The sequence below is a fragment of the Bradyrhizobium sp. 1 genome, assembly GCF_023073315.1.
GTDB lineage: Bacteria > Pseudomonadota > Alphaproteobacteria > Rhizobiales > Xanthobacteraceae > Bradyrhizobium.
The window spans coordinates 507,667-520,014 of sequence record NZ_JADPJH010000011.1 but is presented as its reverse complement, the minus strand read 5'-3'; the positions used below and the strand labels follow the sequence as shown (position 1 = coordinate 520,014).

12 protein-coding genes are annotated in these 12,348 nt (G+C 65.7%); 10 read left to right on the top strand and 2 right to left on the bottom strand.

Annotated elements, in window-relative coordinates; all coding sequences use genetic code 11:
• Nucleotides 1–390 precede the first annotated feature (390 nt).
• The 4 genes from IVB29_RS07795 (at nucleotide 391) to IVB29_RS07780 (ending at nucleotide 3,164) form a co-directional block, all read left to right on the top strand.
• Nucleotides 391–1,008 (top strand): TetR/AcrR family transcriptional regulator, encoded by a 618-nt coding sequence (locus tag IVB29_RS07795; RefSeq protein WP_247502808.1) that lies wholly within the window; start codon nucleotides 391–393, stop codon nucleotides 1,006–1,008.
• A gap of 54 nt (nucleotides 1,009–1,062) precedes the next feature.
• Nucleotides 1,063–2,256, top strand: a complete 1,194-nt coding sequence (locus IVB29_RS07790) for an MFS transporter (RefSeq protein ID WP_247502807.1) — start codon at nucleotides 1,063–1,065, stop codon at nucleotides 2,254–2,256.
• A 140-nt stretch (nucleotides 2,257–2,396) separates the two neighbouring features.
• Nucleotides 2,397–2,816: a DUF4118 domain-containing protein gene (locus IVB29_RS07785; RefSeq protein ID WP_247502806.1), complete on the top strand. Its 420-nt coding sequence runs from the start codon at nucleotides 2,397–2,399 to the stop codon at nucleotides 2,814–2,816.
• 138 nt (nucleotides 2,817–2,954) lie between these two features.
• Entirely contained in the window at nucleotides 2,955–3,164 is a 210-nt protein-coding gene (locus IVB29_RS07780; protein ID WP_247502805.1) for a hypothetical protein, read from the top strand.
• A gap of 14 nt (nucleotides 3,165–3,178) precedes the next feature.
• Here IVB29_RS07780 and IVB29_RS07775 read toward each other — a convergent pair whose 3' ends face one another.
• Entirely contained in the window at nucleotides 3,179–4,411 is a 1,233-nt protein-coding gene (locus IVB29_RS07775) for a class I SAM-dependent methyltransferase (RefSeq protein ID WP_247502804.1), read from the bottom strand.
• Nucleotides 4,412–4,544: 133 nt separating this feature from the next.
• On the opposite strand from IVB29_RS07775, the gene rfbC reads away from it, so the two are divergent.
• Together rfbC and IVB29_RS07765 are read left to right on the top strand one after the other, a co-directional pair.
• Complete coding sequence (rfbC, locus tag IVB29_RS07770) at nucleotides 4,545–5,069, top strand: dTDP-4-dehydrorhamnose 3,5-epimerase (protein WP_247502803.1); 525 nt, start codon at nucleotides 4,545–4,547, stop codon at nucleotides 5,067–5,069.
• The gene (locus IVB29_RS07765) at nucleotides 5,066–5,959 is read left to right on the top strand and encodes an NAD(P)-dependent oxidoreductase (protein WP_247502802.1); all 894 of its coding nucleotides are present in this window, start codon (nucleotides 5,066–5,068) and stop codon (nucleotides 5,957–5,959) included. The genes rfbC and IVB29_RS07765 overlap by 4 nt, the downstream gene beginning before the upstream one ends.
• A 227-nt stretch (nucleotides 5,960–6,186) precedes the next feature.
• On the opposite strand, the gene IVB29_RS07760 is transcribed toward IVB29_RS07765, so the two are convergent.
• Nucleotides 6,187–7,164: a LysR family transcriptional regulator gene (locus IVB29_RS07760; RefSeq protein WP_247502801.1), complete on the bottom strand. Its 978-nt coding sequence runs from the start codon at nucleotides 7,162–7,164 to the stop codon at nucleotides 6,187–6,189.
• A gap of 119 nt (nucleotides 7,165–7,283) precedes the next feature.
• On the opposite strand from IVB29_RS07760, the gene IVB29_RS07755 reads away from it, so the two are divergent.
• From IVB29_RS07755 to fba, 4 genes are read left to right on the top strand one after another with little or no spacing between them, the layout of a single operon-like run.
• Nucleotides 7,284–8,321: a class 1 fructose-bisphosphatase gene (locus tag IVB29_RS07755; protein ID WP_247502800.1), complete on the top strand. Its 1,038-nt coding sequence runs from the start codon at nucleotides 7,284–7,286 to the stop codon at nucleotides 8,319–8,321.
• 12 nt (nucleotides 8,322–8,333) lie between these two features.
• The gene (locus IVB29_RS07750) at nucleotides 8,334–9,209 is read left to right on the top strand and encodes a phosphoribulokinase (protein ID WP_247502799.1); all 876 of its coding nucleotides are present in this window, start codon (nucleotides 8,334–8,336) and stop codon (nucleotides 9,207–9,209) included.
• 14 nt (nucleotides 9,210–9,223) lie between these two features.
• A complete protein-coding gene (tkt, locus tag IVB29_RS07745) occupies nucleotides 9,224–11,245 on the top strand; it encodes a transketolase (protein ID WP_247502798.1) in 2,022 nt (673 codons plus the stop codon).
• Nucleotides 11,246–11,259: 14 nt separating this feature from the next.
• Nucleotides 11,260–12,345 (top strand): class II fructose-bisphosphate aldolase, encoded by a 1,086-nt coding sequence (gene fba, locus IVB29_RS07740; protein ID WP_247502797.1) that lies wholly within the window; start codon nucleotides 11,260–11,262, stop codon nucleotides 12,343–12,345.
• Nucleotides 12,346–12,348 lie beyond the last annotated feature (3 nt).

Here is a 12,348-nt window from a genome sequence, read left to right as displayed (position 1 = left end):
GTGTCTGCAAGTTGAAGTGCGAATTGGAAGAGCGACGCTGCCGCTTCATACTCCGTCACTGCGAGCGCAGCGAAGCAATCCAGAATCCCTCCGCGGAAAGACTCTGGATTGCTTCATCGCAAGGGCTCCTCGCAATGACGGCGTTGAGAGAACGCGCGCTCCACTCCGCTCTCGTGCCCCGGACGCAGCGCGGGGTCCCTTCGACGGTGCGCTGCTGAGCCGGGGCCCGTGTCTCCGAGCGATCCGTGCCGCCATCTGGGTCCCGGCTCTGCGCAGCAACGCTGCGCGTTGCAGCGCGTCCGGAACACGGGGCCAGCAATTGTGCTTATCCGCTCCCCATTCACAACTCCGTGTCTTTATTTGGAAACGATCATTCCCTATTATACCGCAATGCAAAAAGCCGCCCGCCTGTCGCAACCGGCCCGTCCGCCCGGTCGTCCCCGCGAGTTCGACATGGACACCGCGCTCGACCGCGCCCTGCGGGTATTTCGTGAGCGCGGCTATCATGCGACCTCGATCGGCGACCTTACCGCCGCAATGCGGCTGGCCACCGGCAGCGTCTACAAGGCGTTTCGCGACAAGCAGGCCGTGTTCCTCGCCGCTTTCGAGCGCTACGTTGCGCTGCGCCAGGAGCAGACTCGCAGCGCCGCTGGGCGCGGCAAAAACGGCCGCGACCGGTTGCGCAACGTGCTGCTGTCCTACGTCGAGCACTCCCAGGGCATCGAGGGCCGCCGCGGCTGTCTGGTGGTCGGCAGCGCGGTCGAGCTGTCGGCGGTCGATCCGGTGATCCGCGCGCGTGTGTCCGCGCAGCTCGAGACCAACGAGAGCTTCATCGCCGGCCTCATCCGCGAGGGCCAGGCTGACGGCTCGATTCCTGAACATGTCGAGGCCGATGATACCGCGCGGCTGATGATCTGCATCACGCAAGGCCTGCGCGTAGTCGGCAAGGCGCGCCTGCCGCTCGACGGCGAGCGCTTGGCCAGCGTCGCGATGAAACTGCTCGCCTGAACTCTTGTCCTATTAGGGAACGAATGTTCCCGATCTATCGGAGACTGCATTAAAATGACGATGAATGCCACGATCGACACCGCACCCGAACCGGATGCGGTGTCGCAGCGACTGACCTTCGTGCTGGCCGCGGCCTGTGGCATGGCCGCCGCCAACATCTACTACGCCCAGCCGCTGATCGCCCCGATCAGCGCCGCGCTCGGCCTGTCGCATGAAGCGGCGGGGTTGATCGTGACCATGACGCAGATCGGTTACGGCGTCGGGCTTCTGTTTATCGTGCCGCTCGGCGACCTCATCGAGAACCGCACGCTGATCTGTTCGGTCATCATGCTTGGCGCAGCCGCGCTGCTCGCCGCGGGATTTGCCACCCATGCGCTGCCGTTCCTGATCGCGGCGCTATTCGTCGGGCTCGGCTCGGTCGCGGTGCAGATCATCATTCCCTACGCGGCGCATCTGGCGCCGGAAGCCATCCGCGGCCGCGTCGTCGGCAACGTCTCGACCGGCCTGATGCTCGGCATCATGCTGGCGCGGCCGGTGTCGAGCTTCGTCACCGCGGCGTCGTCGTGGCATGCGGTGTTCTTCGGCTCCGCTGCGCTCATGATCGTGCTGGCGACGGTGCTCCGGATCACGCTGCCGAAGCGCAACCCCGTTGCGCGCATGCATTACGGCACGCTGCTGCTGTCGATGCCGCATCTGGCCCGGACCACGCCGCTGCTCCGGCGCCGCGCGCTCTACCAGGCCAGCCTGTTCGGTTGCTTCACCCTGTTCTGGACGGTGGCGCCGCTCCAGCTCGCCGATGTGTTCGGCTTCTCCCAGCGCGGCATCGCGCTGTTTGCGCTGGCCGGCGTCGCCGGCGTGTTCGCGGCTCCGATCGCGGGACGGCTCGCCGATCGCGGCCATAGCCGGATCGCGACGCTGGTTGCGATGCTGCTCGCGGCCGCCGGCTTCCTCGTGACCTATATCGGTCCGGCCGGATCGATGCTGAACCTCGCCTTTCTGGTCGTGGCCGCGATCGCCATCGACATTGGCGTGCAAGGCAACGTCGTGCTCGGCTTCCGGGCCATTTTCGCGCTCGGGCACGAGCATCGCAGCCGCCTCAACGGGCTCTATATGGCGACGTTCTTCGCGGCCGGCGCTGCCGGCTCCGCGGTTGGCGCCTGGGCTTTTGCACAAGGCGGCTGGGCGCTGGCATCGGCCATTGGCCTTGCCCTGCCCGTTGCGGGCTTGCTCTATGCCGCCACCGAGTAGCGGTACAATTGTGCCCCCGGCTGTTTACCAAGCCCTGCATACGCAGCCCCGAACCGCGCGATTTCCATCTCGCGGTTTCCCTGCCGCTGTAGTACTTTGGTCGCAAGCGGGCTCGGTTAACGAGCGGCAGGGGGAGGCTGATGAGGCGTGCGGGACTGTTTGGCGTACCGCGGGTACGGCCATGGTCGTGGCAGGCGTTTCTGCTTGGGCTAGTCGTCGTCGGAGTGTCGGGTGCGCTTCAGGGCGTCTGCGTCGCGCTCGGCGCAAAACTCTATTTCGCGGCGTTCCTGCCCAGCCTGTTCGTGCTCGGATTCGTCGCCGGCGCGCCGGCGGCGGCGTTCGCCGCGCTGCTCACCATTCCGCTGGTGTGGTGGGCGTTCATCCCGCCGTTCTTCCAGTTCACGCCATTGAACAGTGCAGGCGCGGATTCCGTCAACCTGTTCTGCATCATTGCCGTGCTGCTGATCGGACTTGCCGATCTCTGCCGCGAGACGATGACGATCGTCAGCCGCGGCGGGCTGAAGCCTTCGGGCGAAAGCGCGGCAACGAATTCGCAATAAATCAGCGACGCGCGACTGGTGACGTTGCCCGCGCGCAACAGTCCGGCAACCATCCGCGCAGCTGCTGCGCGACGCTAACTTTTCGAAAAAGATTTGGCTGCAAGTTCCCTCACAGGAAGGACGAGGGAGTTTCTCAACATGAACGGCCAAATGAGTGGTCACGCCATCCTGGAGAATGTGCGCCGCTATCGCGGCATCGCATCGCTCTATCGCCAGACCGCTACGTTCCGCCCGGGCCAGAGCTGGTCGCTGTTGGAGCAGGCGAGGGAATGGGAAGACCGTGCGCTGTCGGAGCTGGAAGCCTATTTCAACGCGCGCATGGACTATGTCGCGCCGCTCGCGGCCTGATCGTTAACCATCGCTCACGATACGATCGTCAGGTCGGGCGCGGGCGCGACGAACTGCCCGCCCCAGGTGCGAACCTCCGCCAGCTGGGCGATGATCTCGTCCTTCAGATTCCACGGCAGGATGAAGACGTAATCGGGCCTGGCCGCGACGAGGGCTGTGGGATCACGGACCGGCAGATGCGTTCCCGGCAGCAGCAGGCCCTGCTTGTGAGGATTGCGGTCCACGGTGAACGGAATCAATTCGCGCGTGATGCCGCAATAATTGAGCAGCGTGTTGCCCTTCGCCGGCGCGCCATAGGCCAGCACCGTCTTGCCGGCGCGCCGTGCCGTGACGAGGAAATCACGGATCATCTCGCGCTTCGCCGCAACCTTCTCCCGAAAACCACGCCAGGTCGCAGGTTGGTCGAGGCCCGCTGCCGCTTCGCGGCGTTGCAATCCATCGAGCGCGGGCGAGGGCTGTTGAGACGAAGCTTCAGTGCAGACGTGCAGACGCAGCGAACCGCCATGCGTCGGCAGCTCATCCGCATCGAAGACGCGCAAGGCATGCGCACGAAACACCGTCTGAAGGGTCGCGAGCGAGAAGTACGACAGATGCTCGTGATAGATCGTGTCGAACTGGATCCCCTCGATCAGATGCAACAGATGCGGAAGCTCCAGGGTCACGCGTCCGGTCTCGGGCAGGAGAATGCGCAGGCCCGCGACGAAGTCGTTGATATCGGGGACGTGCGGCAGCACGTTGTTGGCGACGATCAGGTCGGGCCGGCGGCCTTCGGCTCTCAGTGCGATCGCCGTATCGCGTCCAAAATAGCAGGTCCTGGTCTGGATGCCCTTCGCGATAGCAGTCGCCGCAGGGCCGCTTGCGGGCTCGACACCGAGCGCACGGATGCCGGCGCGCTGAAAATATTGCAGGAGATATCCGTCATTGCTCGCGATCTCGATCACCTCGGATTCCGCGCCAAGCTTGGCGCGCGCAATCATCTCCGCGGCATAGGCCTCGGCGTGCCGCAGCCAGCTCTCGGAATAGGAGGAGTAATAGAGATATTGGTCGAAGATGTTGGCCGCAGGTTCGAACTGTGGAAGCTGGACCAGTCCGCAGGCACGGCACGCAAGGGCATGCAGTGGATAGGTCGGCTCGGCGGCGTCCGCCCACTCCGGCGGGATAAAGGAGTTTGCCAAAGGCGAGAGGCCGAGATCGACGAAGGTCTCGTCGAGCCCCTCGGTGCAGAACCGGCATCGATGCCTGGCCATGGCGGGCGCCTTGTTGTGCCGCTCTGCGTCGGCTGCTAGTGATTCCTCCGGAGCCACAGAAGTTCCGACATCGCCACACGCGATGCAAACGAAAAACGAATTCAGCAGGGGTGTTCGGGTGGGAGTGCCTGACATGAAGTTCACGCCATTGGCGTTGCCAGGTGTCCTGGAAATCGGGATCGAGCCCGAGGCGGACGCGCGCGGATTCTTCGCACGGCTGTTCGACGCTGAAGCGTTCGTCGCGCTGGGACTTCCGACGCATTTCGCGCAGCACGGCCTGTCCTACAATGAACGCGCCGGCACCTTGCGCGGCTTGCACTATCAGGCGGGACGGCTGGAGGCCAAGCTGGTGCGCTGCGTTGCCGGCCGCGCCTTCGACGTGATCGTGGACCTGCGCCGAACGCTGCCGACCTACGGACAATGGTGCTCGGTCGAACTCGCCGCCGATCGTCGCAACGCCGTGTTCATTCCCGCCGGATGCGCACATGGCTTCCAGACGCTCGCAGAGCGCACCGAGCTGATGTACTTCATCGATGCGCCTTATGATGCGCCAGGTGCCGCCGGCATCCGCTGGGATGATCCGTCACTCGCGATCGGATGGCCGCTTGCCGATCCGATCCTGTCCGCGCGCGACCGCGCGCTGCCGTATCTCGCATGAAGCGGGTGCTGGTCACAGGCGCATCCGGATTCATCGGCCGTGCGCTGGTGCCGGCGCTGCTTGAACGCGGCTTCGAGGTGCACGGCGTCGCGCGCACGCCGCAACCGGCGACGGCCGGCGTCACCTGGCATGCGGCTGATCTTCTCACGGAAGCCGGTCGGGCGGATGCGCTGTTCACATCGCGCCCGACTCATCTCGTGCATCTCGGCTGGGAAGCGCGGCCGGGGCGTTATCGCGAGGATCCCGTCAACCGGCTCTGGGCTGAGGCGAGCATCGACCTGCTTGCGCGCGCCAGGGCCTGCGGCACGCGCCGGATCCTCGGGATCGGAAGCTGCTTCGAATACGGCCCGCAGGACGGTCCGTGCGCGGAGTCGACCGACTGCCGTCCGACGACGCTGTACGGCCAAACCAAACTCGAGGCATCCGAGGGTTACACTGCCGCTGGTGCTGCCTGGGGTCGCGTGTTCTTCCCGTTCGGTCCGCACGAGCCGGCGGCGCGCCTCATCCCGTCGCTGATCAGGATTCTGCGCGCAGGACGAAGTTTCGACTGCTCGCATGGCGAGCAGCTCCGCGACTTCATCTATGTCGACGATCTCGCGCAGATGATCGCGGCCGTGCTCGAGAGCGAGCTGACCGGCGCCGTCAATCTCGCCAGCGGCGAAGCGCGCAGCCTGCGCAGCGTGATCGAGCATGTCGCCGACCGCCTCAAGGCGCGACATCTGATCCGGCTCGGCGCTATCATCGCCACCGGCGTCGACGCCGAGCCGATCATTGCAGCCGACGTCCGCAGGCTGCGCAGCGTGACCGCGGGCGTGCCGTCCATCGGATTCGAGGCCGGCGCGGACCGCGATCTTGCATGGTGGGTCGAGCGTCTGTCGGGGAGGGGATGAGATGCAGTCCTTCCGCGGCCGGTCCGGCGCGAACAGAACCCAGGGCAACTCCGGAATTGTCTGGCCGCGCGCATGTGCTAGCACTTGCCGATCGACATTCTTCCACGTCGGCCGGGGCAAGCGATGACCACTTTCAACCGCATCTTCACGACAGAGCGCCTGCTCCAGATCATCGTCATCCTGGCGGCGACCATCGCGATGAAGCTGATGGTCTGAATGTCGGTTGGCTATCGCGCGCCGAATTCGGGCACGTCGGGCAGATAGTTCGACCCCTCGGACCCCAGGAAATCGAACATCGCCTGCGCCGGCGGCAGCAGCACCTTGTCGCTGCGGCGGATCACGTACCATTGCCGGACGATCGGCAGGCCCGCGACATCGAGCACGATGAGGCGGCCTTCGGCGAGCTCATGCGCCACGGTGTGGGCCGAGATGAAGGCAATGCCGAGCCCGGCGATCACCGCCTGCTTGATGGTCTCGTTGCTGCTCATCTCCATGCCGATGATGGGCTCGAGGTCCGACTTCTGGAACATGCCCTCCATCAGCGTGCGCGTGCCTGACCCCGGCTCGCGGGTGAGGAAGGTCTCGTGGACGAGATCGGTCAGGCTGAGGCCCGAATCCTTCTCCAGCCAGTGCCCCTTGCGCGCGACGATGATGTGCGGATTGCGCCCGAGCTGACGGACATCGACGCTGACGTCGGCCGGTGGCCGACCCATCACCGCGAAATCGAGGTCGTAGCCGTGCATGGCTTCGCGGATCTCCTCGCGATTGCCGACGGTGAGCTTGATCTCGATCTTCGGATGCCGCTTCGAGAACGCCGCGATCGCGTGCGGCACGAAGTATTTTGCCGTCGAGACCGCGCCGAGATGCACGGTGCCGCCGGTTCGTCCGGCGAGCAGATCGAGCGCGCCCTGGCAGTCCATGATCGCGGCTTCGACGCGCTCGGCCAGCGTCAGCACCTCCTTGCCCGCCTCCGTCAGCAGCATGCCGTCGCCGGTCCGCTGCAGCAGTGGCAAGCCGGCGAGATCCTGGAGCTGGCGCAGCTGCTGGGTGACGGCCGGCTGGGTCAGGCCGAGCTGGCTTGAGGCCGCCGTGACGCTGCCCTTGGCCGAGAGCGCCGCAAGCGAGCGCAGCTGCCGGATCGTGAGATGCCGGAGCTGGGTCGCCGCATGGCCGGGGCCATTATAAGAAATATCTTTGGCACTCATTATGAATAGAAATTTTCCTTATTAAGCCGCCCCTGTCAATCTCCTCATGCCGGGACCGACCGCACCGACCTCCGCCGGGGAGGGAACTGGATGCGGCGCCCGCAAGGGGATGGACGCAGATGACCGGGCAACTCAGGCTGGACGACCACCTTCAACGCTATTCCGAAACGGCGCCGCATGCGCTGGCCGTGGCGGCCGCAGTCGATGCCATCGCGGCGGCCGCGATCGAGATCGCCGACCTCATCGCCACAGGCGATCTCGCTGACGCTTCCGGTCTGACCACCGGCCGCAACAGCGACGGCGATGTCCAGCGCGATCTCGACGTGCAGGCGGATGCGATCCTGCGCCGCTGCCTCGGCAAGCTGCCGGTCGCAGCGCTGGCGTCGGAGGAGATGCGCGAGCCGCAGATCTGCGACCGCGAAGGCCGCATCTGCGTCGCGATCGATCCGCTCGACGGCTCCTCCAACATCGACATCAACATGACCGTGGGCACGATCTTCTCGATCCTGCCCGCGCCGGACGATCTCGCGCTCGCCTTCCATCAGCGCGGCTCGGCGCAGCTCGCCGCTGGGTTCGTCACCTATGGACCGCAGACCTCGCTGGTGCTGACGCTCGGCGATGGCGTCGACATCTTCACGCTCGACCGCAAGGCCGGCTGCTTCCGCCTCGCGCGCAGTGGCGTTCAGATCTCCGAGGCGTGTGATGAGTTCGCGATCAACGCCTCCAACCGCCGTCACTGGGAATCGCCGGTGCGCGCCTTCGTCGACGAGTGCCTCGCCGGCGTCGACGGGCCGGCCAATCATGACTTCAACATGCGCTGGATCGGCTCGCTGGTCGCGGAGGCCTATCGCATCCTCACGCGCGGCGGTGTGTTCCTCTATCCCTCCGACGCACGGCCCGGCTATGGCGATGGCCGCCTCCGTCTCACCTACGAAGCGCACCCGATGGCTTACATCATCGAGCAGGCCGGCGGCTCTGCCTCGACCGGGCGCGAGCGCATCCTCGATCTCTCCGCGCAAGGCCTGCACCAGCGCGTGCCGCTGATCATGGGTTCGAGCAACGAGGTGCGGCGCGTTGCGGAATTGCATTGCGATCCGCTGCTGATCGCCAGCGTCTCCGCACCGCTGTTTGCGCGGCGCGGCTTCTTCCGGCTGTGAGCGAGGCGTCCCATGTCCAGGAAGCATCCGATCATCTCCATCACCGGCTCCTCCGGCGCCGGCACCACATCGGTGAAGAAGACGTTTGAGCAGATCTTCTTCCGCGAGAAGGTCAACGCCGTCTACATCGAGGGCGACGCCTTCCATCGCTATGACCGCGCCGAAATGCGCACGCAGATGGCCAAGGAGGCCGATCGCGGCAACAGGCATTTCAGCCATTTCAGCCCCGAGACCAATCTGTTCGAGGAGTTGGAGCGCGCGTTCCGCGATTATGGCGAAACCGGCTCAGCGACGACGCGGCACTACGTGCACGACGCCGAAGAGTCCGCGCTGCATGGCGCCCCACCCGGCACCTTCACCGAATGGGAACGGCTGCCGGAGAGCTCCGACCTGCTGTTCTACGAGGGCCTGCACGGCGCCGTCGTCACCGACAAGGTCAACGTCGCGCGCTATGCCGACCTCAAGATTGGCGTCGTGCCCGTCATCAATCTCGAATGGATCCAGAAGCTGCACCGCGACCGCAGCGCGCGGGGCTATTCGACCGAGGCCGTCACCGACACCGTTCTGCGGCGGATGCCGGATTACATCCACTATATCTGCCCGCAGTTTTCCGAGACCGACATCAATTTCCAGCGCGTGCCGACGGTCGATACCTCCAATCCGTTCATCGCGCGCTGGATCCCGACGCCGGACGAATCGATGGTCGTGATCCGCTTCAAGAATCCGCGCGGCATCGACTTTCCCTATCTGCTCTCGATGCTGCCGCAAAGCTGGATGTCCCGCGCCAACTCCATTGTGTGTCCCGGCGCGAAGCTCGATCTGGCGATGCAGCTGATCCTGACGCCGCTGATCATGCAGCTGATCGAACGCAAGCGAAACTTGAAGTGAACAAGGAGAGTGCGATGAATATCTCCGTCCACGCCGAAGCCGACCTCAATGCCGTCGCGCATAGCGATCTCGCCAATGCCGTCCGCTTTCTCGCGGTTGACGCCATCGAGATCTCGCAGTCCGGCCATCCCGGCCTGCCCATGGGCATGGCCGACGTCGCGACCGTGTTGTTCTCGCGCTTCCTGAAGTTCGACTCCGCACACCCCAATTGGCCGGACCGCGACCGCTTCGTGCTGTCGGCGGGCCACGGCTCGATGCTGCTCTATGCTCTGCTGCATCTGACCGGCGGCGCCGTCAGCCTCGACGACATCAAGGCCTTCAGGCAATGGGGCTCGAAGACGCCGGGCCATCCCGAATATGGCCACACGCCCGGTGTCGAGACCACGACGGGGCCGTTGGGGCAGGGGATCGCGACGGCGGTCGGCATGGCGCTCGCGGAGCGCATGGCCAATGCGCGGCATGGCGATGGGCTCGTCGACCACTTCACCTATGTCATCGCAGGCGACGGCTGCCTGATGGAGGGCATCAGCCAGGAGGCGATCTCGCTCGCCGGCCATCTCCAGCTCGGCCGCCTGATCGTGCTGTTCGACGACAATGGCATCTCGATCGACGGGCCGACCTCGCTTGCGACCTCCGATGACCAGCTCGCGCGCTTTGCGGCGTCCGGCTGGTCGGTGCGCCGCGTCGACGGGCACGATCCCGAAGCCGTTGCGCAGGCGATTGCTGAGGAACGCGAGACCGCAAAGCCTTCCCTGATCGCCTGCCGCACCATCATCGGCTATGGCGCGCCCGATCGGCAGGGCACCGAGAAGGCGCATGGCGCGCCGCTCGGCACCGAGCAGACCGCGGCTGCGCGCAGGACGCTCGGCTGGGACTATCAGCCCTTCGTGGTGCCTGTCACGATCGCGAAGGCGTGGCGGATGATCGGGCAGCGCGGGCAGGTCGAGCGCCTTGCCTGGCTCGATCGCTACGAATGCGCGACGCCCGAACAGCGCGACCTGTTCATCGAGGGCAAGGCCGTCGCGCTGCCGGCTGCCTATGCGCTCGCCGCGGCGAAATTGCGCGAACGCTTTGCGACCGAGCGGCCGAAGCTCGCGACACGGCAGGCCTCGCAACAGGTGCTCGATGGTATCGCCGGCACCATTCCCGGCCTTGTCGGCGGCTCGGCTGACCTGACGCACTCGAACCTGACGCACGCCAAGGCGCAGTCCGCCGTTAAGCGCGACGCTTTCGCCGGCAATTACATCCATTATGGCATTCGTGAGCACGGCATGGCGGCCGCGATGAATGGCCTCGCGCTGCATGGCGGCTTCATTCCCTACGGTGGCACATTCCTCGCCTTCTCCGACTACAGCCGGCCGGCGATCCGCCTTGCGGCCCTGATGCGGATCCGCGTCATCCATGTGATGACCCACGACTCCATTGGTCTTGGCGAGGACGGCCCGACCCACCAACCGGTCGAGCACCTTGCCGCGCTGCGGGTGATTCCGAACTTGCTGGTGTTCCGACCCGCCGACGCTGTCGAGACATTGGAAGCCTGGGACTGCGCGCTCGAGGCCGAAAATCGTCCTTCCGTGCTCTGCCTGTCGCGGCAGGCGCTGCCGACCTTCCGCAGCGATGTCCGCGGCAGGAACCGCGTCGCGCGCGGCGCCTATCTGATCGTCTCTCCGGATGGCGGCCGTGACGTCACGCTGATGGCAACCGGTTCGGAGGTCTCGATCGCGCTGGAAGCCGCGCGCTTGCTCGCGTCCGAGCACATCCGCACCGCCGTGGTCTCCGCGCCCTGCTTTGCGCTGTTCGAGGAGCAGCCGGAGGATTACCGCGCCTGCGTGCTCGGCACCGCTCCGCGCGTCGGCATCGAGGCGGCGGTCGCCGGCGATTGGCATCGCTGGATCGGCACCGATGGCGAGTTCGTCGGCATGCGCGGCTTTGGTGCCTCGGCGCCCGCGCCGGTGCTCTATCGCGAATTCGGCATCACGCCGCAGGGCATTGCGGAAGCCGCCCGCCGGGCGATCGCCCGCGCTCGCAAGCAATAACAGGAGGATTTGTCGTGGCCCGTATCACCCTTCGCCAACTGCTCGATCACGCCGCCCATCACGGTTACGCGGTGCCGGCGTTCAACATCAACAACATGGAGCAGGGCATCGCGATCATGCAGGCGGCGGCCGAGGTCGACGCGCCCGTCATCATCCAGGCCTCGCGCGGCGCACGCAGCTATGCCGGCGACCTCATGCTCTCGCACATGATCGACGCGCTGGAGCGGACCTATCCCGACATCCCGCTCTGCATGCACCAGGACCACGGCAATGACGAGGCGACCTGCGCCTCCGCCATCGCCCATGGCTTCACCTCCGTCATGATGGACGGCTCGCTCAAGGCCGACGCCAAGACCGCCGCCGACTACGATTACAACGTCGCGATCACCCGCCGCGTGGTCGACCTCGCCCATTGGACCGGCGCCTCCGTCGAAGGCGAACTCGGGGTACTCGGTTCGCTCGAGCATGGCGGCGGCGAGCAGGAAGACGGTCACGGCGTCGAGGGCAAGGTCAGCCACGATCAGCTCCTGACCGACCCTGATCAGGCCGTCGACTTCGTCCGTGCCACCAAGGTCGATGCGCTCGCCATCGCGATGGGCACATCGCACGGTGCCTACAAGTTCAGCCGCAAGCCGGACGGCGACATTTTGGCGATGCGGGTGGTCGAGGAGATTCACCGCCGGCTGCCGAACACGCATCTGGTGATGCACGGCTCCTCATCGGTGCCGCAGCCGCTTCAGGACATGTTCAACCAGTTCGGCGGCGAGATGCCGCAGACCTGGGGCGTACCGGTCGAGGAGATCGTGCGCGGCATCAAGAGCGGCGTCCGCAAGGTCAATATCGACACCGACTGCCGTCTCGCGATGACAGCGGTGTTCCGCAAGGTCGCCGCGCAAACGCGCTCCGAGTTCGACCCGCGCAAATTCCTCAAGCCCGCGATGGATGCGATGCGCGAGCTCTGCCGCGACCGTTTCGAGCAGTTCGGCACGGCAGGCCACGCCAGCAAAATCAAGGTCGTTCCCTTGAGCGAGATGGCGCGGCGCTACCGCGCCGGCGAGCTCGATCCACGCATCGGCGCCCGCGAGCCAGTCGCCGCCTAGTCA

What these genes read in the sequence shown, in the direction of transcription:
- tkt (WP_247502798.1), top strand. Translation starts at nt 9,224, where the DNA reads ATGAATATCTCCGTCCACGCCGAAGCCGACCTCAATGCCGTCGCGCAT.
- IVB29_RS07785 (WP_247502806.1), top strand. Translation starts at nt 2,397, where the DNA reads ATGAGGCGTGCGGGACTGTTTGGCGTACCGCGGGTACGGCCATGGTCG.
- IVB29_RS07780 (WP_247502805.1), top strand. Translation starts at nt 2,955, where the DNA reads ATGAACGGCCAAATGAGTGGTCACGCCATCCTGGAGAATGTGCGCCGC.
- rfbC (WP_247502803.1), top strand. Translation starts at nt 4,545, where the DNA reads ATGAAGTTCACGCCATTGGCGTTGCCAGGTGTCCTGGAAATCGGGATC.
- IVB29_RS07775 (WP_247502804.1), bottom strand. Translation starts at nt 4,411, where the DNA reads ATGGCCAGGCATCGATGCCGGTTCTGCACCGAGGGGCTCGACGAGACC.
- IVB29_RS07795 (WP_247502808.1), top strand. Translation starts at nt 391, where the DNA reads ATGCAAAAAGCCGCCCGCCTGTCGCAACCGGCCCGTCCGCCCGGTCGT.
- IVB29_RS07790 (WP_247502807.1), top strand. Translation starts at nt 1,063, where the DNA reads ATGACGATGAATGCCACGATCGACACCGCACCCGAACCGGATGCGGTG.
- IVB29_RS07760 (WP_247502801.1), bottom strand. Translation starts at nt 7,164, where the DNA reads ATGAGTGCCAAAGATATTTCTTATAATGGCCCCGGCCATGCGGCGACC.
- IVB29_RS07755 (WP_247502800.1), top strand. Translation starts at nt 7,284, where the DNA reads ATGACCGGGCAACTCAGGCTGGACGACCACCTTCAACGCTATTCCGAA.
- IVB29_RS07750 (WP_247502799.1), top strand. Translation starts at nt 8,334, where the DNA reads ATGTCCAGGAAGCATCCGATCATCTCCATCACCGGCTCCTCCGGCGCC.
- IVB29_RS07765 (WP_247502802.1), top strand. Translation starts at nt 5,066, where the DNA reads ATGAAGCGGGTGCTGGTCACAGGCGCATCCGGATTCATCGGCCGTGCG.